We start from the raw sequence: 19,477 nt of genomic DNA on the forward strand, positions 1-19,477 counted from the left end.
ACTTTTCAGGATCATGCGCCTTGCAGGGCGGCCCACATTTCCTGATCGCGCTTGTCGGTCCAGATCACGGGATCGTCGATCCCCGAAGCCTCGTCGAACGCGCGCGAGACGTTGAACGGCAGGCAGTGCTCATAAATCGCAAAGCTGGAGAATTTCGGGTCCATCACCTCACGCGTCGCCGCCATCGATTCCTTGAGGTTGCGGCCCCTGGCGACGGAGGTTTCAGCGGCGCCATAGAGCGAGGTGACAAAATCGCGAGTCATCGCGATCGCGTCGCGTCCGGTCGAAAGTCCCTTGAGCGCGTCGCCGCGGCCGGGCGCGATCGCCTTGGGATTGAAGGCGCGGATTTCGTTCAGGGTCGTCGGCCATTCGCGCAAATGCGCATCGCCGCAATAACAGGCCGAATGGTATTCGATGAGGTCGCCGGAGAACATCACTTCGGCATCGGGCACCCAGGCCACGATATCGCCAGACGTGTGCCCCGCGCCGAGCTGCATCAGCCGCACCTCGCGCTTGCCGAGATAGATCGACATCTCGCCTTCAAAGGTCAGCGTCGGCCAGGTCAGCCCGGGAATGCTCTGGGCATCCTGGAACAGGCGCGGGAAGCGGCCATACTCGGAATCCCAATCCTGCTGACCGCGCTCCTCGATCAGGCGATGGGTTTCCGCCGAGGCGACGATGCCCTGAGCCTTGTAGGCGGAAGCGCCGAGCACGCGCACGGCGTGGTAATGCGACAGCACGACATATTTGATCGGCTTGTCGGTGACGGTGCGCACCCGTTCGATCACCTTACGCGCCATCGCCGGCGTCGACTGCGCGTCGAACACCATGCAGCCATCGTCGCCGACGATGATTGCCGAGTTCGGATCGCCTTCGGCGGTGAAGGCGTAGAGATCAGTACCGATCTCGGAGAAAGTGATCTTCTTCTCCGCCATATCAGTGGTGGACGCGAAACCCTTGGCCATCAATCTAATCCTTTTCGATAACTCTATCTTCCGTCATTGCGAGGAGCGAAGCGACGAAGCAATCCACACTTGCTTTGCTGCTCGATGGATTGCTTCGCTGCGCTCGCAATGACGGCATGTTCGTACTTCTACTGTTGTTGCTGCTGTTGCTGCTGGCTGGCATCCAGCATCCGACGCTTGGCGAGCGCGATGGCTTCGTTCAGCACCGCGATGTCGCCGATATGGTTGGCGAGCACCAGAACCAGCGCGGCGTCGAGATCGGCGCTTTGCGCATCGCTTAAGCCCCGGTGCGCCTCGACGATGGCGCGGAAGGCGTCGTCGGGCTTTACAAAATTCGAACTGGTGGACAGCGTCATGACAGTCCTCGATTGAGACCGGCCGCGCGCGCCAGCGCCGCATCGAGCGCCGGCCGGGTCGGATGCCGGAAGCGCGCCGCGACATAGCCGTCGGGCCGCAGCAGATAGGCGGTGCCTGGCTCGGCGTCGTAGCGCGCACCCGCAAGACCCCTGGTGTCGGCAAGGCCGTCGTCGCCGCCGATGCGAATTGTTTCCACGCCTTCGGGCGCATCAATCGCGGCACCGTTGCCAAATTCCAGCAATGTGAATTGCGCTCCCTTGCCAACGAAGGCTTCGGTCAGAAACATCGACTGGCCGCTCGCTGCCGCAATCGGCGCATCCGGCATCGACGCGCCAGGTCGCGGGCCACCGCGCCATGCATCGCGATCGGCGGTCGACAGCGGCGTGTCATAGGTGGAAGGCACCGAGAGCCGTCCGCCATTGACCATGCGCTTGCCGAATTCGGTTTCCTTGGCCAGCGACAGCACCGCCTTGCGCAGCCGCGCCTCCTGCTGCGACACCGGCGCCATGAAATCGGTCGAGCGCGTGGACTCGCGGATGTTCTCGTCCGCCGCGGCGCTGCGCTCGGTGTGGTAACTCTCGAGCAGCGCTTCCGGCGACGACCCGCGCAACACGCGATCAAGTTTCCAGGCAATATTTTCTGCGTCTTCGAGGCCCGAATTGGCGCCGCGGGCGCCGAACGGCGAGACCTGATGCGCGGCATCGCCGGCAAAGATCACGCGGCCGTGCAAGAACTTCTCCATCCGCCGACACTGGAATTTGTACAGCGAGATCCATTCGAAATCGAACTTGTCATGGCCCAGCATGCGCGCGATCCGCGGCCGTACGTTTTCCGGGCGCTTCTCGACGACAGGATCCGCATCCGGATGCAGCTGCAGGTCGATGCGCCAGATGTCGTCCGGCTGCTTGTGCAACAACGCCGAGCGTCCGGCGTGGAACGGCGGATCGAACCAGAACCAGCGCTCGGTCGGGAACGCCGCCGTCATCTTGACGTCGGCGATCAGGAACTGATCCTCGAACACTTGCCCGGCGAATTCCGCGCCCACCATCTGCCGCAACGACGAGCGGGCGCCGTCGCAGGCGACGACGAAGCCGGCATGCAGCCGATACGGTCCGTCAGGCGTTTCGATCGTCAGCAGCACATGGTCGTTGCGCTGTTCGAGGCCGGTCACCTTGTTGCGCCAGCGCAGGTCGATGCCGGAAAGTTCCTGGACCCGATCGACCAGATAGGCCTCGGCATAGAACTGCTGCAGGTTGATAAAGGCCGGCCGCTTGTGGCCCTCCTCCGGCAGCAGGTTGAACTGGTAGAGCTGCGAGGCGCCGTGAAAGATCTTGCCGACGCTCCAGACCACGCCCTTGTCGACCATGCGCTGGCCGACGCCGAGCCGGTCCCAGAATTCCAGCGAACGCTTGGAAAAGCAGATCGCGCGCGAGCCCTCGCCGATCCGGTCGGCATCGTCGAGCAGCACCACGGATTGGCCGCGCTGCGCCAGATCGATCGCCAGCGACAGCCCGACCGGCCCGGCGCCGACCACGACGACGGGATGTTCGGCCGCAGCAGCGCCCGCCCGATCCTGGTCGGGGTGCCTGCGGTAGCCGAACTGGGTTTTGGTCTGGACCATTGGAGTTTTACTCTGGCCAAGGGTGCGCGGATTTGCTAAATTAGTCGCACCTGCAACTATCTTAAACCCGCTGGCGCCCCCGGCGTCAACTCAAATTGGAGCGATTTTGGCCAACGCGTCGTCCAGCGAGAACAGCGCCCGATCCCGATCCGCGCCCGACAGCGGCACGCGCAAAGACGGGGATAAGGACGGAACGCCATCAAAGATCGCAAAAAACGGCGGACGTCTCGACCTCTTCAAATTCGTGCCGTTCCGGCTGAACCGTCTGGCGGCGGAAGTCTCCTCGGCGCTCTCGGCCGAGTATCAGGCGCGGTACGGGCTCGACATTCCGGAATGGCGCGTGCTGGCGACGCTGGGTTTTCGCGATCACGCCTGCAGCGCGCAATACATCGCCCATTGCACCCGCACCCATAAATCGACCATCAGCCGCGCGGTCACCACGCTGATGAAACGGCAGATGATCGAGCGCGTCGAGAACGAAGAGGACCGCCGCGAATTCCGGCTGCGCATGACCGGGAAAGGCAAGGCGCTGTACGAGGAGCTGATCCCGCGCCTGCTGCGCCGGGAACAGGAGATTTTGTCGTGCCTCTCCGCGCCGGAGCGAAAGGCGCTGGCCGCGCTGCTCGGCAAGATCGAGGCAAGTCTCGACCTCGTGCAGACCAGCGCGGAGGCCGACGCGAAGGAAGCGTATTAATCTTCAACCCTCATGGTGAGGAGGCGCTCTTGCGCCGTCTCGAACCATGAGGCCACTGACGGGCCTGCATCCTTCGAGACGCTTGCTACGCAAGCTCCTCAGGATGAGGGTCTATCAGCACGGCAGCGCGCGCCCCGGAATGACAGCGGTGGCAAATTCGTCACTTCACCGCCGTCACCACGATTTCCACAATATGCGGCGGTTCGAGCTCGACGCCGAGGCAGGCGCGCATCGGCGGGTTACTCGTGTCGACCCATTCATCCCAGGCGCGGTTCATCTCGCTTTTGCGCTTCATGTCGGAGATGTAGACGATCGCTGACAGGATTTTGCTCTTGTTCGAGCCGCATAGAGCAAGGCTCTCGTCGATACGTGCAAGCGCCTTGACGCTCTGCTCGTACATCGAGGGAGAGACAGGATCGGGCGCGACCGCGACGGTGAGCACCAGATCATCGTGAACGACGGCGCGGCTGCGGGTTGGCGTGAGGCCGGGAAAGCGCTCGATCATGGCGTGCTCCTACTTCACGAATGATCGCGACGGCGCCAGATGCAAGGCAAACGCATCGACCTTGTCGCTGGCGCGCGGATAGATCTCGCTCACGATCGGATCATGGCCGGGAATGAAACGATCGGGGTGGCCGGCCAGCTTTTCGACGATCTCCCAGCCCTGCACCATGTCGCCGACATTGTAGACGATCGGAAACGGGCTGCGCTTCTGCAGGTTGGCGTAGTAATGCGCAGCGTCCGAGGCCAGCACCACCGGCCCGCGCGCGGTCTCGACCCGCACCACCTGCAAACCGTCGGAATGGCCGCCGACGCGATGCACGGTGACGCCGGGCGCGATCTCGCCATCACCATTGTGGAAGGTGACGCGCTCGCCATAGACATGGCGCACCATCAGCGTGACGTGTTCGACGGAGAATGGATGGCGGATCAGGCCGTTGCACATGCAGCGCCCGGTCGCGTAGCTCATCTCGCGATCCTGCAGATGAAACCGGGCGCCGGGGAAACGATCGAGATTGCCGGCATGGTCGTAATGCAGATGGGTGACGACGACGTCCTTGATGCTTGACGCCTTGACGCCGAACGCTTCCAGCGCGTCGACCGGATTGAGATTGAGCTTGCGCGACCGCGCCTTGGCTTCCTCGGCGTTGAAACCGGTATCGACCAGGATCTCGCGGCCGTGGCCGCGGATCAGCCAGACGAAGTAGTCGAGGTCCTGCGCCGTGGTGTCGTGCGGATCCGGTATCAGGAAGTTCAGATGAGGGGTGCGCGGCGACATCGTCGCATAGCGCAGTGCGTAGATTTCGTAGGCATTTCCCATCGGTGTCACTTTTCTTGAGGTTTGAGTTTTGGCCGACGTGCACAACAAGCCATCGTCATCCGCAAAGGTCAAACCGGCAGTGCCAATGACCATCCATAACAGGGCGGCACACCCAATGTGAGACCGGTTACGCCGACAGTGGCCGGCCGCGCACCAGAGGCCACGGCTGGTCCTGGGGAAGGGCTCACGCAACCACCGGATGATCATGCACCGCAACGTCACGACGAACGGGATTTATTCCCCTTCAATCCTCAGGGTTCGTCGCGGTGAATTGTCGCAATTAACGACGCCTTCGCAAGTGGTTGACGGCCTGCGGGGCTCGTTTGATAATGCGGTTTGCGTGGAGTATGGTCGCCGAGGCGCAAGCTGGGATCGGCGCTTTTTTGGCTGGACTGCGGTGATAATGAAAATCCGCCTTGCATTGCTTCTCACCTTGATTTTTTCCGTGGCGTCGATCGCCCCGTCATTCGGGGCCGGCGAGCGTTTTGCGCTGGTGATCGGCAATTCGAAGTATCCGGACGCCGAAGCGCCGCTGAAGGAGCCGATCAACGACGCGCGCGATGTCGCCGAAGAACTCAAGCGCGATGGCTTCAACGTCGATATCGGCGAAAACCTCACCGGCGACGGCATGCGCCGGGCTTTCGAGCGCCTGTACGGGAAGATCAAGCCCGGCTCGGTCGCCCTGATCTTCTTCTCGGGTTTCGGCATCCAGGCGAACCGCCAGAGCTACATGATTCCGGTCGACGCGCAGATCTGGGCCGAGGCCGACGTGCGCCGCGACGGCTTCAGCCTCGAGATGGTGCTGGGCGAGATCAACAGCCGCGGCGCCGGCGTCAAGATCGCCCTGGTCGACGCCTCCAGGCGCAATCCGTTCGAGCGCCGGTTCCGCAGTTTTTCCGCCGGACTTGCGCCGGTCATTGCGCCGAACGGCTCGCTGGTGATGTATTCGGCAGCCCTTTCGTCGGTCATTTCGGATAATGGCAGCGATCGCAGCCTGTTCGTGCGGGAACTGCTCAAGGAAATCCGCACCCCCGATTTGATGGCCGAGGAAACTTTGAATCGCACCCGGGTCGGCGTCACCCGCGCCTCGCGCCAGGAACAGGTGCCGTGGATTTCGTCGTCGCTGGCCGAGGATTTCTCCTTCATCCCGGGTGGTGGCACAGGGCCGAAGCCTTCGAGTCCGCCGCCGGCGCCGCCTCCGGTTGCCGCGACCCCCTCCCCGCCGCCGGTCGCCGCCGCTCCGACACCTCCTCCCGCTCCGACACCGGCGCCTGCTCCGGCGCCTCCTCCCGCCGGCGCCCAGGTGGCCATTGCGACGCCGGCGCCGCCGCCTGCACCGCCGCAGCCTCCCGCTCCGCCGCAGCCGCCCAAACAGGTCGAAGTCACAATCCCGCCGCCCGCTCCGCCGGCCAAGCCGCCCGAGAGCAACACGGCGATCGCGGCGCTGGCCGATGATCCGACCATCAAGAGCCTCACCGCCAAGCTCAACGACAACCCCGACGATGGGGCCGCGCTGTATCGGCGGGGCCAGGTCTATGCCAGCAAGGGCGCCTACGAACTCGCGATCAAGGACTTCAACAATTCGCTGCGGCTCAACCCGAAGGATGTGGAAGCCTACAACAATCGCTGTTGGGCCCGCACCGTCATCGGCGACCTGCAGGCCGCGCTGAAGGATTGCAACGAGGCGCTGCGGCTGCGGCCGAATTTCGTCGATGCGCTGGACAGCCGCGGCCTGGTCAACCTCAAGAGCGGACAGACCAAGAATGCAATTGCCGACTTCGACGCCGCGCTGAAGATCAACCCGAGATTGACCTCGTCGCTGTACGGACGGGGCATTGCCAAGAAGCGCAACGGCTCGATCCCGGAAGGCGATCTGGATATCAGCAACGCCAAGGCGATGGATCCGAATATCGTTAAGGAATTCGCCGATTACGGGGTACAGTGACGAATATTTGACGATAAGTGGCGGCCTCCTCGAACCGGCAGGCGGGCGGCTAGACTAACCGTAATAGGCCGCGACCGGATTGGTCCGGCAGCTCATTTGAATCACGTTTTGGAACCACGCGCAGGAGGGACTGGTAATGTCACAGAGCTCTGGAACAAGGACCCTGACCGGAATCCTTTCGATCGCGACGCTCGGCGCCGCCCTCTGCTTTGGCATGACGGGCGCGGTTGCCGAGGAGAAGGCCAAGAACGTGACCGAGGATCAGATCCTCCGCGCGCTGGCGCCGGAAAAGAAGCCGCTGACCCGCGGCCTGTCGGTCGGTCCGCAGCAGGTTGATCAGGCCGCAGTCGCCGCCGAAGGGCAGTTCGTCCAGAAGATCCGCGGCCGCTCGACGCGGTCGCTGACGTTCACCGAGCGTGAAGAGATCGCCGCGATCGTCAAGGACAAGCCCAAGATCGATCTGGAAATCAACTTCGACTACAACTCGGCCGATATCAGCCCGAGATCGCTGGCATCGGTTCAGGCGCTCGGCCGCGCCTTGTCCAGTTCCGACCTGAAAGGCTCGACCTTCGTAGTCGCAGGTCATACCGACGCAGCCGGCGGCGAAGGCTACAACCAGGACCTTTCGGAGCGGCGCGCCGACGCGATCAAGCGCTATCTGGTCGACAAATACAGCATCAACGGCACCGATCTGGTGACCGTCGGTTACGGCAAGAGCAAGCTGAAGGACCCGAACCAGCCGATGGCCGAAGCCAATCGCCGCGTGCAGGTTGTGAACATGGAAAACAAGGCCACTGCGTCCAAATAGCCTGTTCAAGTAGGGCGTGGCGTTGACCTAGATTTTCCGGCTACAATGCGTCCCGCAGCACCCTTGCGGGACGCATTTTGTTTTGGGTTCATTGTGATTTTTCGGTGAACCGGATGCACCCCGCTTCATTTGACTCCCAGTCTGGATTGATCCGGCGATGAGACTCTCCGAATACCTCAAACCTGCGCTCGGAGTAGCGTTCGTTGTTGTTGTGGGTGGCTTCTACTACTGGTTCGAGCACCGCTCCCGTCCCGAGCCCAAGGATACGCCCAGCCAGGCGCTGGTGATCGTGACCAAATCCACCAATGCCTGCTTCTCCGACATGGTGCGGGTCACCGGATTTATCGTGCCGCGCCGCGAAGCGCAGGTCGGCGTCGATCAGGAAGGCTCCAGGGTCACCGATGTCTTCGTCCGCGAAGGCGACATGGTGACGGACAATCAGGAATTGGCACGCCTGACCGCGCCGCCGCTGCAGCCGGGAGCTCCGGGCGGCAGAACCGGACCGATATCGCTGCGCACGCCTGGCCCAGGCCTCGTTACCGAAGTCAGGACCGCCGTCGGCGCGCCGGCCTCGCCGCAGGCCGGACCGATGTTCCGGATTTCGGTCAACAACGAGATCGAGCTGGAGGCCGAAGTGCCGAGCGTCCATCTGCTCAAGCTCAATCCCGGCGCCACGGTGCGGATCAGCCGCGACGACGCGCCCGATCTGGTCGGCAAGATCAGGCAAATCTCGCCGCAGATCGACCGCGCCACCCAGCTCGGCAAGGTCAGGATTTCGCTGAACAACAATCCCTCGCTCAAGGTCGGCATGTTTGCCCGCGCCAATATCGACGCCAAGCGCAGCTGTGGCGTCGCGGTGCCGCGTACCGCCATCGACCGCCTGACCCTACAGGTGGTCAAGGAGAACAACAGGATCGAGACGCGAAAAGTCCGGGTCGGCCTGACATCGGATACCTCTACGGAAATTCTTGAAGGCCTCGCCGTCGGTGAAACCGTCGTGGCCGATGCTGGAACCTCGCTGCATGACGGCGACCAGATCAAGACCATGTTTGCCGACGAACTCGAGCGCACGCGGACACGATAATGGCTTTGAACATCTCGGCATGGTCGATCCGGAACCCGCTTCCGTCCATCGTCTTTTCGATCATCCTTCTGGTGCTGGGATGGGTCAGCTTCACCAAGCTCGCGGTCACGCGGCTGCCGAGCGCCGACATCCCCGTGATCTCGGTGGCGGTCTCGCAGTTCGGCGCGGCGCCCTCGGAGCTTGAATCTCAGGTCACCAAGACGATCGAGGACGGCGTATCCGGCGTCGAGGGCGTGCGGCACATTTCGTCGTCGATCACCGACGGCCTGTCGCTGACCACGATCCAGTTCGCGCTCGAAACCAACACCGACCGCGCGCTGAACGACATCAAGGACGCCGTCACCCGCGTTCGCGCCAGTCTGCCGCAAAACGTCACCGAGCCGCTGATCCAGCGCGTCGACGTGATCGGCCTGCCGATCGTCACCTATGCCGCGATCTCTCCAGGCAAGACGCCGGAGCAGCTGTCCTATTTCGTCGACGACGTCGTCAAGCGCGCGCTGCAGGGTGTCCGCGGCGTCGCCCAGGTCGAGCGCATCGGCGGTGTCGAGCGCGAGATTCTGGTCTCGCTCGATCCCGACCGGTTGCAGGCCTCGGGGCTGACCGCCGTCAATGTCAGCCAGATCCTGCGCGGCACCAATGTCGACCTCGCCGGCGGCCGCGCCGGTATAGGCAACAACGACCAGGCGATCCGCACGCTCGCCGGCGCCAAGACGCTGAACGAACTCGCCGGCACCATGATCCCGCTGTTCGGCGGCGGCGAGGTGCGGCTCGACGATCTCGGCACCGTCACCGACACCATCGCCGATCGCCGGACCTTTGCCCGCTTCAACGGCGAGCCGGTGGTCGCGCTCGGCATCAAGCGCTCGAAGGGCGCCAGCGACGTGGTGGTTGCCGCCGCCGTGCAAAAACGCATCGATGCGCTGAAGGCGGCCTATCCCGATGTCGACCTGAAGATGATCGACACCTCGGTCGATTTCACCAAGGGCAATTACGAGGCGGCGATCTCGACCCTGTTCGAGGGTGCCATTCTCGCCGTCGTCGTCGTGCTGCTGTTCCTGCGCGACATCCGCGCCACGATCATCGCAGCGATCTCGCTGCCGCTGTCGATCTTCCCGGCGTTCTGGGTGATGGATCTGCTCGGCTTCTCGCTCAACCTCGTCAGCTTCCTCGCCATCACGCTGTCGACGGGTATTCTGGTCGACGACGCCATCGTCGAAATCGAAAACATCGTCCGCCACATGCGCATGGGCAAGACGCCCTATCGCGCGGCGCTGGAAGCCGCCGACGAAATCGGCCTCGCCGTGATCGCGATCTCGCTGACCATCATCGCGATCTTTGCGCCGGCGAGCTTCATGTCCGGGATCGCCGGGCAATTCTTCAAGCAGTTCGGCATCACCGTGTCGGTGCAGGTGTTCTTCTCGCTGCTGGCGGCGCGCTTCGTCACGCCGGTGCTGGCGGCCTACTTCCTCAAGGATCATCCGCATGAGGATCCGCCGCCCGGGCGCTTGCTGAAGGCTTACACCAGGCTCGTGACCTGGTCGGTGAAACACTACTTCATCACCGTGCTGGCCGGACTTGCGATATTCGCCGCCTCGATCTGGAGCATCTCGCTGCTGCCGCAGGGCTTCCTGCCGGCGCAGGACACCGCGCGCTCGCTGCTGGCGATGGAGCTGCCGCCAGGCTCGCAACTCGCCTACACCGAGAAGGTGACGGAAGAAATCGTCCAGCGCCTGCGCAAGCGCCCGGAGATCAAGAGCATATTCGTCGATGGCGGCCGGGTGCCGCCGGGTACGCAGGAAGTGCGGCGCGCCGCGCTGATCATCAACTACACGCCGAAGAAAGACCGCGACAGCAAGCACACCCAGCGCCTGCTCGAGCTCGATATCAGCAAGGAACTGGAAAACGTCCCTGACATCCGGTTCTGGTTCCTCGATGAAAACGGCCTGCGTGCGATTTCGCTGGTCGTGACCGGCATCGACAGCAACATCGTCGGCAACGTCGCCAACGAACTCGCGACCCAGATGAAGCGGATTCCGATCATCGCCAACGTGATCTCGGAAACCTCGCTCGACCGACCGGAGCTTCGGATCCGCCCAAGGGCCGAACTGGCGGCACGGCTTGGCGTCTCCACCGAAAGCCTCTCACAAACCATCCGGGTCGCCACCATTGGCGACGTCGGCCCGGCGCTCGCCAAGTTCGATGCCGGCGACCGCCAGGTGCCGATCCGCGTCCAGCTCGAGGACAGCGCGCGCGGCGACCTGCAGATGCTGCAGCAATTGCGGGTGCCGCTCGGCCAGCGCGGCGAGCGCGGCGGCGTGCCGCTGTCTGTCGTCGCCGACATCCAGCTCGACCAGGGTCCAACCAGCATCAACCGTTACGACCGGGAACGGCAGGCCACCGTCGCTGCCGACCTCGTCGGCACCGCGGCGCTGGGCGACGCGACCAAGATGATCTACGACCTACCGGTGATGAAGAGCCTGCCGAAGGGCGTCAAGGTCAGCCCGTCGGGCGACGCCGAAAGCCTGGCCGAATTGTCGGACGGCTTTGCCACCGCCATCACCGCCGGGCTGATGATGGTCTACGCCGTGCTGGTGCTGTTGTTCGGCACCTTCCTGCAGCCGATCACCATCCTGTTCTCGCTGCCGCTTTCGATCGGCGGTGCCATCGCAGCCTTGCTGCTGACCGGCAAGCAGCTGACCACGCCGGTGTGGATCGGCATCCTGATGCTGATGGGCATCGTCACCAAGAACGCCATCATGCTGGTGGAGTTCGCGGTCGAGTCGATCCGCGAAGGCAACAAGCGTGATTTTGCGATCATCGACGCCGGCATCAAGCGCGCCCGCCCCATCATCATGACCACCATCGCGATGGCGGCGGGCATGATGCCGTCAGCGCTGGCATTCGGCGCCGGCGGCGAGTTCCGTTCGCCGATGGCGCTGGCCGTGATCGGCGGCCTGCTGTTCTCGACGGTGCTGTCGCTGGTGTTCGTGCCGGCGATGTTCATGATGATGGACGATCTCGGCGCGCTGATCTGGCGCTACGGCAAGCTGCTGCTGGCCTCGGAAGCCGAAAGTGACGATGTTCCGCCGGGCGGCCATCACGCCCCGCCGCCTCCAGCCAAGGGACCGCCGCCGGTCCCGCCGGCGATGTCGCCCGCAGCGAAGTAAGGCGCGCTACTCGTTGCGCGCCACCGTCGTCAGCTTGTTCAGGTTCTGCAGCAGGATGCGCCCGCGCTGCAGGTCCAGGATGCCGTCCTTGCGCCAGGCCTGCAGTTGACGGTTGACGCTTTCGCGCGCGGCGCCGACGAACACGCCGAGCTGCTCCTGCGAAATATGCACTTCCGATCCGAAATCGGCAGCCAGCGCCACCAGCCGTCGCGCCAGCCGCACCGGCAGCGGCTGCAGCATGGATTCTTCCATCCGCTCGCTCTGCCAGCGGATGCGCTGGCACAGCAGCGTGATGATCTTGATGGCAACCTTCGGCTCACGTTCGAGGAAGGCGAGGAAATCCTCACGCCGGAGCACGAACAGTTCCGTCGCCTCGCCGGCGGTGGCGTCCGCGGTACGGCTTTGGCCGTCGAGCACGGCGACTTCGCCGAAGAGATCGCCCGAACCCATGAAGTTCAGGGTCAGGCGGCTGCCGTCGGAGGCGCCGGTCTCGATCCGGATCTGGCCGCGGCGGACCCCGTAAAGGGCGTCGCCGGGGTCCCCCTTCTGGAACAGCATCTCGCCGAGCCCCAGTTGCTGGGTGTGGCAGAGTCCGGAGATTCGCTGCAGCTCGTCGGCGCCAAGGTCCGCGAACATCGGGTTCATCTTCAAAATGACCGCAAATTCGGCCTGTTTGCTCATTGGTTTGCCTTCCAGTTCGATCCAAAACCGTCCCCAAAGGCCCTAGCAAGATTCACCCCGACCGAAGTGTGTCATAAGTCACATAGCATTGCAGCAGGCTTGGAATAATTTTGGCTTCTTTGAGCGATGTCCCCTTCCGGGATAAGCTCGCTTGTCCGGCTGTGCCCCATCGGGCGCGGCCGAAACCTATGCCGTTTGCCCGGCCTGGAAAGTCGAAATGAGAGCATTGAAATTCGCCGGGGCCGCCATCGGCGCCGTGATCGTCATCATCGGGCTGCTGCTCGTGATCGGCATCCCGTCCGGCTTCATGACGTCGCAGATCCAGGAACGGGTCGAGCGCGAGACCGGCTATAAGCTCACCATCAACGGCGGAACCAGGGTCGGGCTCTGGCCGTCGCTCAACATCACGCTGAACGACGTTGCGCTGCAGGATCCGAAAGATCGCGACATCAACCACCGCCTCACCGCGGTCAGCATCCAGGCCGACGTGACACTGGCGAGCCTGTGGTCCGGCAAACCGCAAGTGACCGAGCTCGTCATCGTTCGTCCGGTGCTGAACCTGCCGCTGCAGCGCGAACGCATCAAGGATATCCATCCGCCGTCGAAACCGGCCGCCGCGATCAAGGGCGAGGCCTTTACGATCGAGCATGTCAGCGTCACCGGCGGCACGATCGTGTTTTCCAATCTGCGCGACCGCGTCGAGAACAGGATCGAGACCATCAACGCCGACATGACGATCGATGCCGACCGCAAGATCCGGGCGACCGGCAATGCGCGCGCCGGCGAACACGCGCTGAAATTCGACATCAAGGCGGTGGCCCCGGCGCCGCCGCTCGAACGCCAGAACATCCCGACCGAATTCAAGATCGACGCACCCGGCTTCCTGCACGGGCAGCTGTCGGGCAAGGCGGAAGTCCGGCTCAACGGCCCGGTGGTGATGGTCAACGGCCTGACCGGAACGCTCGGCGACGGCGCGTTCAATGGCTGGGCCTCGGTCGATACCGCAAGCAAGCCGCTGGTGAAGCTCGATCTCGATTTCCAGCGGCTCGATGTCGCGATCGGCCGTGGTGACAGCGGTTCGGCGGCGCAGCCCTGGAGCAATGCGACGATCAATCTCAATGGCCTCAATTATGTCGACGCCCAGGCGCGGATCTCCGCGGCGGCGCTCAATATCGGCGACGCGCGTTTCGCGCCGGCGGCGATCGACGTCACGCTCAACAGCGGCGTGCTGAAGACGCAGGTTTCCAATCTCGGCGCCTATGACGGCAACACCAATGGCGATCTCACCATCGATGCCTCGACCGCCATTCCTTCGTTTGCGCTGCGGGCCGATCTCACCGGCGTGCGCGCACTGCCGCTGCTGAGGAGTCTGGCCGATTTCGACAAGCTCGACGGCAAGATGCAAGCCAAGATCAGCGTGCGTTCCACCGGCAACAGCCAGCGCGCGATCATGGCGGGCCTGCAAGGCACCGCGTTCGTCGTGTTCCAGGACGGCGCCATCAAGGGCCTCAACGTCGCCCAGATGATCCGCTCGCTCACCTCGGGCACCCTGTCCGGCTGGCAGGAGGGGCAGGAACTGAAGACGGATCTGTCGCAGCTTTCGGCGTCGTTCAAAATCGACAAGGGGCAGGCCGTCACCACCGATCTCAACCTGGTCGGCCCGCTGGTGCGGATGACGGGCGTCGGCACCATTGCGCTCGACACCAAGCAGATCGGGTTCCGCGTCGAACCAAAGCTCGTGATGACCACCGAAGGCCAGGGCCGCGCCAGCGAGCCGGTCGGGTTCGGTATCCCCGTGATGATCGAGGGGCCGTGGGGCGCGCCGAAAATCTATCCGGACATGCAGGGCATTCTGGATAATCCCGACGCCGCCTATGCCAAGCTCAAGGAGATGGGCAAGGGGCTGTTCGGCCCCAATGGCGGCGGCCTCGGCTCCGCCCTCGGCGGCCTGCTCGGCGGACAACAGGGTGTTCCGGGTGGACAACCGGGCGGACCGGGTGGCCAGCAAGGCAGCGGGCTTGAGGGGATTCTGGGTGGACTGCTCGGCGGCGGCCAGCCGGCGGGACAGGGTGGCCAAGGTGGCCAAGGCGGCGGCAGGCCTAACGATCCGCTCGGCGGCCAGCTGGGCGAGGCCATCGGCAATCTGCTGCAGCAAGGCCTGAATGGCGGTCAAGGCGGTCAGGGCAGACCCGCTCAAGGGAGTGCCGGCCAAGCCGCGCCGCGGCCGAACAGCCCGCGCAGCATTCCGATTCCCGGCCAGCAGCCCGCGGATGCCGAGCCCGCGGCGCCCGCCGCCCCGACGGCGCAATATGACGCAGCTCCGCAAGCTGACAGCCAGCCGATGAACGACGTCTTGCGGCAGCTGTTTAATCGCTGAGGCGTCCGTCATGGCCGGGCATAGCCGTCGGAGGGACGGCGTCGCTTCCGCTCGCCTATGCCCGGCCATCCACGTCTTCCTTTCCAACGGCGCAACAAGACGTGGATGCCCGGGACAAGCCCGGGCATGACGGGAATCCCGGGTTATCCGCCTAAAATCGGGGCTAACCATGTGTGGGATAGGCCACCTGCTCGGCCCCGCAAATCGTGCTAAAAAGGCCCAACCGCGGCGGCTCCCTGGCCAGGGATTGCTGCCACCGACACACCGATGCGCGCACACCACGCGTGAGCGCATGAGGGTTACGGATGTGAGCGCCGTCAAGGACAAAGTCAGGTTCCTGCGTGAGGGCCTGTTCGCGAAATACGTCGTCGCGCTGGTCGGCCTCGTCGTGTTCGTGCTCGCCGTCAACGGCGCGATGGAAATCTGGATCAGCTATCGCGGCATCAAGTCTTCGCTGACCGACGGCATGTCGGAGAAGGCGGAAGCCACCGCCAAGCGCATCCAGCAATCGATGTCGGACCTCGAACGGCAGATCAACTGGGTGACGCGGACCTCTTCCTACAAGATCGAGGACCGCCGCGCCGACTATGCACAATTGCTCACCCAGGTGCCCTATGTGAGCCAGCTGACGCTGCTCTCAGCCCAGGGCCGCGAGCAGCTCCGCCTGACGCGCCAGACGGTCCATTACGGCAGCAACGCCGATTTCTCCCGCGACCTGCGCTTCACCGAGTCCGCTTCCCGCGGCACCAGCTTTGCGACGCCCTATTTCCGGGACGGGCGGCCGTTCACGTCGATCTCGTTGCCGCATTCGGATTCCCAGGTCACGGTCGCCGAAATCAATCTTGGCTTCCTGCAGGATTTCTTCGGCGATACCGAGGTCGGCAGGACAGGCTTTGCCTATATCGTCGACAGCAAGGGCCAGGTGCTGGCGAGTTCGTCGAAGGGCCCCGAAATCGGCAAGGACGTCTCGAGCCTGCCGCAGGTCGCCGCCATCAAGGGCTCGCTGCTGTCGGAGGGCACCGACATTGCCGGCAACGACGTGCTGACGGCGGTGAGCGCGGTGCCGCGGATCGGCTGGTTCGTGTTCTTCGAGCAGCCGACGGCGCAGGCGCTGACGCCGATCCGCGAGCAACTGTTGCGCATCGCGCTTTTGATCGCGATGGGCCTCGTGACCGCGATCATCGCCGGCACCGTGATGGCGCGGCGGATGCTGGTGCCGATCAACGCGCTGCGAGCCGGCGCACATCGGCTCGGCGGCGGCGATTTCAGCCACCGCATCGAGGTGAAAACATCCGACGAGCTGGAAGAGCTCGCCGACCAGTTCAACGGCATGGCGAGCCAGCTTGCGGAAACCTATTCCGGCCTCGAGGCCAAGGTGAAGGAGCGGACGCGGGATCTGGCGCAGTCGATCAACGAGCTGAAAGTGCTGGAAGAGGTCGGCCGCGCGGTGTCGTCCTCGCTCGACCTCAACGCCGTGCTGCCGACGGTCGCCGCCCGCGCGCTCGAGATCACCCATGCCGATGCGGTCTTGATTTACGGCTATGACGCCGCGAACCGCCAATTCAACCTCACCGAATCGATCGGCATCGACAAGGCGGCCGAAGGCAAGCACCTTGCGATCGAGGCCGACAACTCGCCGCTCGGCGAAGCCGCAGCAAAGGGCGAGCCGATCGCGATCCCCGATCTCGACGCGACGGCGGATCATCCGCTGCGCACCGTCGTCATGGAAGCCGGTTTCCATTCGGTGCTGGTGGTGCCGCTGGTCGACCAGCAGGGCATCCTGGGATCGCTGGTGGTGCTGCGGCAAAACGCCGGCGAGTTTTCCGACAACCTCATCGGCCTGATGAAGACCTTTGCGCACCAGAGCGTGCTCGCAATGCGCAACGCGCGGCTGTTCAGCGAAGTCGACCACAAGAGCCGCGAGCTGGAGATGGCGAACGCCACCGTGCGCGAGCAGGCCGACAAGCTGCTGGAGCAGACCGACCAGCTCAAGGACTGGAACAAGTCGCTGGAGGAGCGGGTCGAGACCCAGCTCGGCGAAATCGAACGCATCCGCCGCCTGGAGCGTTTCCTGGCGCCGCAGGTGGCGCAGCTGATCGCCTCCGGCGACGGCCATGAAGGCCTGCTCGACAGCCACCGCCGCGAGGTCACCGTCGTGTTCTGCGACATGCGCGGCTTTACCTCGTTCACCGAGACTACCGAGCCGGAAGAGGCGATGAACGTGCTGCGCGAGTATCATGCAGCATTGGGCGCGCTGATTTTCAAATACGAAGGCACGCTCGACCGCTATGCTGGCGACGGCGTGATGATCCTGTTCAACGCGCCGATCCAGTTCGAGGACCATGTCAAGCGCGCGGTGAAGATGAGCGTGGAGATGCGCGACACGGTGGGCGCGCTGACCGAGAAGTGGCGCAACCGCGGCCACAATCTCGGCTTCGGCATCGGCATTGCGCTGGGCTATGCGACGCTCGGCCAGATCGGCTTCGAGCAGCGGCTGGAATATGCTGCGATCGGCAGCGTCACCAACCTTGCCTCTCGCCTGTGCGACGAAGCCAAGGCCAACCAGATCGTGGTGTCGAGGCGCGTCTACGGCATGGTCGAGCAATGGGTCGAGGGCCGGCCGATTGATGATCTCAATTTGAAGGGCTTTAACCATCCGATTCTGGCGGCGGAAATTACGAGCTGGCGGGAAGAGGTGGATAACGTCGTGGATGCGGCGTCTGCGGCGCGAAGGCAGAAGAAGTCGTAGCGAAGTCGCCTCCTCGTCATTGCGAGCGAAGCGAAGCAATCCATAGCCCGGCATAACGGATAGATGGATTGCTTCGTCGCTTCGCTCCTCGCAATGACGGGGCGAGACTGCGTTCCCTCCCCCCTTGCGGGGGAGGGTTAGGGAGAGGGGTGACGGCATCGGGACTGCCCGTGTGGCCCCCTCTCCCCAGCCCTCCCCCGCAAGGGGGGAGGGAGCCGACCATCCGTGCGGCACGGTCCCAACTCCCAACCGACAAATCGTCGCAGCACGCAAAAACATCATTCCTCATCCACCTCGCATAGAACCCGGTGCCCGCTGGATGCGACAAACGGCGGTCAGTTCGCATTCGAGGTCGCGGCCTGGACAGTCCCCAAACACCAGGAGCTTCCCGATGCTTTCCCGCGCCACCTATGTATCCGTCATCACCCTTGCCGCCGCCGCAGCCAGCCTTGCCACCGCTTCGGTCGCGCAGGCCGGGATGATCGGCAATTCCAACTTCGCCGGCTCGAAAACCGTGATCAACCGTCCGATGCCGACGCCGCCGCGCGTTCAGCCGACGCGGCCGATGATCAATTCGAATCTCAAGCTGCATTGCCATAAGTACGTCGATCGTACCACCAATCCGGGCCACCCCGTGATGGCCACCACCTGCCACTAGGCGATCCAGAACGACAGACGACATGGAACGATCATGCTCCATGTCGTCGTCGGCCCGTCGTGACGAAGGTCAAAAGTTGCACTTCGCCGCGTTGACGACCTTGATGCCACCGGTCTTGGGATCGAACTTGGCCTGCTTGCCGACGACGCAACCCTTGCCGTCGAGCTTGCCGTCATCGAACAGCTTCTTGCCGTTCGAATCGTAGATCGCCATGCGGTGCTTGCCCCTTGCGTAAGCGCCCGAGGAAGCGGTGAGCGCGACGGCAACGGCAGCGGTGAGGATGAGAGCTGAGCGGAACATTGGTGTAGACCTTTCGTGTTGAAAATCTCCCCATCGGAGACAGCGCAAACGTAAGGTGCTCTGTCGTTCCGCACTGTGCGTGGAGTCACATCGGGTGTGTGTCGCTCGTTAGTTTCCCCGTCATTGCGAGCGAAGCGAAGCAATCCATCGCGCCGCATGCGGAGGAATGGATTGCTTCGTCGCTTCGCTCCCTTGCACAAACGCTTCGCGTTTGTTGCAGGCAATGACGGCTGAACATAAATTCGCGTTCTCGCGACGCATTGCGCCCGAGCTTTGCCTGGAAGTTCCTTACCCTCCAATAAGAGGGCGCAGGGAAGACCGGGTGCGCGCTGCACCCGCGGTCTCGCGTGCGGTTTGCACAAAAAAATGTGCACGCGAGCATACAGGTCCAGCGGAGAACACCCGGCCTTCCCTGCGCAGTGGCTTTACGGCTTATGCCGTGATCTCCCCGGAGACGAGTTCTTGATTGACTCCGTCGCTGCCGTTCAGCTCTCGCCTACCCGACAGCTTGACGCCTGCAACGGGCGCCAGGACCACACGGTTTTGCCGTACGCTTAGTCCACGCCATCGTCTAAGCGTAAACCAGCGTCCACCGCAACCCGTCCAACGTCCGTGACGACGGCCGACGCCCTCTGAGTGGGACGGGATGGCGATAGATGCGCACTGATTTGGGTCGGACGACAACAGAAATATTTTTGATTTGCAGAAATTTTCTGCTTGACACGATTTCCGTAAATCGGAAGTGATTTG

At 63.6% G+C, this 19,477-nt stretch carries 15 protein-coding genes; 8 read left to right on the forward strand and 7 right to left on the reverse strand.

From position 1 onward, the window contains the following. Window positions 1-11 precede the first annotated feature (11 nt). From JQ575_RS33425 to JQ575_RS33435, 3 genes are all read right to left on the reverse strand, one after another. The gene (locus tag JQ575_RS33425) at window positions 12-965 is read right to left on the reverse strand and encodes an MBL fold metallo-hydrolase (protein WP_212037426.1); all 954 of its coding nucleotides are present in this window, start codon (window positions 963-965) and stop codon (window positions 12-14) included. Between the two features lie 128 nt (window positions 966-1,093). Continuing rightward, a complete protein-coding gene (locus JQ575_RS33430; protein WP_212037427.1) occupies window positions 1,094-1,321 on the reverse strand; it encodes a DUF2783 domain-containing protein in 228 nt (75 codons plus the stop codon). Then, on the reverse strand, window positions 1,318-2,943 hold the full coding sequence (locus JQ575_RS33435) for an FAD-dependent oxidoreductase (protein ID WP_212037428.1): 1,626 nt from the start codon (window positions 2,941-2,943) through the stop codon (window positions 1,318-1,320). Before JQ575_RS33435 ends, JQ575_RS33430 begins: the two co-directional genes overlap by 4 nt. A gap of 205 nt (window positions 2,944-3,148) precedes the next feature. On the opposite strand from JQ575_RS33435, the gene JQ575_RS33440 reads away from it, so the two are divergent. Beyond that, window positions 3,149-3,637: a MarR family winged helix-turn-helix transcriptional regulator gene (locus tag JQ575_RS33440; protein ID WP_212037464.1), complete on the forward strand. Its 489-nt coding sequence runs from the start codon at window positions 3,149-3,151 to the stop codon at window positions 3,635-3,637. 160 nt (window positions 3,638-3,797) lie between these two features. Here JQ575_RS33440 and JQ575_RS33445 read toward each other — a convergent pair whose 3' ends face one another. Both JQ575_RS33445 and JQ575_RS33450 read right to left on the reverse strand, forming a co-directional pair. Beyond that, window positions 3,798-4,142 carry a RidA family protein gene (locus JQ575_RS33445; RefSeq protein ID WP_212037429.1) on the reverse strand — a complete coding sequence of 115 codons (345 nt, stop codon included), beginning with the start codon at window positions 4,140-4,142 and terminating at the stop codon, window positions 3,798-3,800. Window positions 4,143-4,151: 9 nt separating this feature from the next. Continuing rightward, window positions 4,152-4,958 carry an N-acyl homoserine lactonase family protein gene (locus tag JQ575_RS33450; RefSeq protein ID WP_192735666.1) on the reverse strand — a complete coding sequence of 269 codons (807 nt, stop codon included), beginning with the start codon at window positions 4,956-4,958 and terminating at the stop codon, window positions 4,152-4,154. Window positions 4,959-5,361: 403 nt separating this feature from the next. On the opposite strand from JQ575_RS33450, the gene JQ575_RS33455 reads away from it, so the two are divergent. The 4 genes from JQ575_RS33455 to JQ575_RS33470 all read left to right on the forward strand — a co-directional run bounded on the left by JQ575_RS33455 (window position 5,362) and on the right by JQ575_RS33470 (window position 11,962). Next, window positions 5,362-6,903 (forward strand): caspase family protein, encoded by a 1,542-nt coding sequence (locus JQ575_RS33455; RefSeq protein WP_212037430.1) that lies wholly within the window; start codon window positions 5,362-5,364, stop codon window positions 6,901-6,903. Between the two features lie 136 nt (window positions 6,904-7,039). Further along, on the forward strand, window positions 7,040-7,711 hold the full coding sequence (locus JQ575_RS33460) for an OmpA family protein (protein WP_212037431.1): 672 nt from the start codon (window positions 7,040-7,042) through the stop codon (window positions 7,709-7,711). A gap of 157 nt (window positions 7,712-7,868) precedes the next feature. After that, complete coding sequence (locus JQ575_RS33465; RefSeq protein ID WP_212037432.1) at window positions 7,869-8,795, forward strand: efflux RND transporter periplasmic adaptor subunit; 927 nt, start codon at window positions 7,869-7,871, stop codon at window positions 8,793-8,795. Beyond that, on the forward strand, window positions 8,795-11,962 hold the full coding sequence (locus JQ575_RS33470) for an efflux RND transporter permease subunit (RefSeq protein ID WP_212037433.1): 3,168 nt from the start codon (window positions 8,795-8,797) through the stop codon (window positions 11,960-11,962). The genes JQ575_RS33465 and JQ575_RS33470 overlap by 1 nt, the downstream gene beginning before the upstream one ends. Window positions 11,963-11,968: 6 nt before the next feature. Here JQ575_RS33470 and JQ575_RS33475 read toward each other — a convergent pair whose 3' ends face one another. Further along, the gene (locus tag JQ575_RS33475) at window positions 11,969-12,643 is read right to left on the reverse strand and encodes a Crp/Fnr family transcriptional regulator (RefSeq protein WP_192735671.1); all 675 of its coding nucleotides are present in this window, start codon (window positions 12,641-12,643) and stop codon (window positions 11,969-11,971) included. Window positions 12,644-12,860: 217 nt separating this feature from the next. On the opposite strand from JQ575_RS33475, the gene JQ575_RS33480 reads away from it, so the two are divergent. From JQ575_RS33480 to JQ575_RS33490, 3 genes are all read left to right on the forward strand, one after another. After that, a complete protein-coding gene (locus JQ575_RS33480) occupies window positions 12,861-15,020 on the forward strand; it encodes an AsmA family protein (protein ID WP_212037434.1) in 2,160 nt (719 codons plus the stop codon). 307 nt (window positions 15,021-15,327) lie between these two features. Then, window positions 15,328-17,769 (forward strand): adenylate/guanylate cyclase domain-containing protein, encoded by a 2,442-nt coding sequence (locus tag JQ575_RS33485; RefSeq protein WP_212037465.1) that lies wholly within the window; start codon window positions 15,328-15,330, stop codon window positions 17,767-17,769. 391 nt (window positions 17,770-18,160) lie between these two features. Continuing rightward, entirely contained in the window at window positions 18,161-18,427 is a 267-nt protein-coding gene (locus JQ575_RS33490; protein ID WP_212037435.1) for a hypothetical protein, read from the forward strand. A gap of 69 nt (window positions 18,428-18,496) precedes the next feature. On the opposite strand, the gene JQ575_RS33495 is transcribed toward JQ575_RS33490, so the two are convergent. Further along, window positions 18,497-18,727: a hypothetical protein gene (locus JQ575_RS33495; RefSeq protein WP_212001010.1), complete on the reverse strand. Its 231-nt coding sequence runs from the start codon at window positions 18,725-18,727 to the stop codon at window positions 18,497-18,499. Between the last annotated feature and the right edge of the window lie 750 nt (window positions 18,728-19,477).

Source organism: Bradyrhizobium sp. JYMT SZCCT0428, assembly GCF_018131075.1.
Lineage (GTDB): Bacteria > Pseudomonadota > Alphaproteobacteria > Rhizobiales > Xanthobacteraceae > Bradyrhizobium.

Bases quoted from the DNA above. Each gene is read 5' to 3' on its own strand.
- JQ575_RS33430 (WP_212037427.1), bottom strand. From the start codon at position 1,321: ATGACGCTGTCCACCAGTTCGAATTTTGTAAAGCCCGACGACGCCTTC.
- JQ575_RS33460 (WP_212037431.1), top strand. From the start codon at position 7,040: ATGTCACAGAGCTCTGGAACAAGGACCCTGACCGGAATCCTTTCGATC.
- JQ575_RS33435 (WP_212037428.1), bottom strand. From the start codon at position 2,943: ATGGTCCAGACCAAAACCCAGTTCGGCTACCGCAGGCACCCCGACCAG.
- JQ575_RS33480 (WP_212037434.1), top strand. From the start codon at position 12,861: ATGAGAGCATTGAAATTCGCCGGGGCCGCCATCGGCGCCGTGATCGTC.
- JQ575_RS33475 (WP_192735671.1), bottom strand. From the start codon at position 12,643: ATGAGCAAACAGGCCGAATTTGCGGTCATTTTGAAGATGAACCCGATG.
- JQ575_RS33425 (WP_212037426.1), bottom strand. From the start codon at position 965: ATGGCCAAGGGTTTCGCGTCCACCACTGATATGGCGGAGAAGAAGATC.
- JQ575_RS33495 (WP_212001010.1), bottom strand. From the start codon at position 18,727: ATGTTCCGCTCAGCTCTCATCCTCACCGCTGCCGTTGCCGTCGCGCTC.
- JQ575_RS33490 (WP_212037435.1), top strand. From the start codon at position 18,161: ATGCTTTCCCGCGCCACCTATGTATCCGTCATCACCCTTGCCGCCGCC.
- JQ575_RS33450 (WP_192735666.1), bottom strand. From the start codon at position 4,958: ATGGGAAATGCCTACGAAATCTACGCACTGCGCTATGCGACGATGTCG.
- JQ575_RS33445 (WP_212037429.1), bottom strand. From the start codon at position 4,142: ATGATCGAGCGCTTTCCCGGCCTCACGCCAACCCGCAGCCGCGCCGTC.
- JQ575_RS33455 (WP_212037430.1), top strand. From the start codon at position 5,362: ATGAAAATCCGCCTTGCATTGCTTCTCACCTTGATTTTTTCCGTGGCG.
- JQ575_RS33465 (WP_212037432.1), top strand. From the start codon at position 7,869: ATGAGACTCTCCGAATACCTCAAACCTGCGCTCGGAGTAGCGTTCGTT.
- JQ575_RS33470 (WP_212037433.1), top strand. From the start codon at position 8,795: ATGGCTTTGAACATCTCGGCATGGTCGATCCGGAACCCGCTTCCGTCC.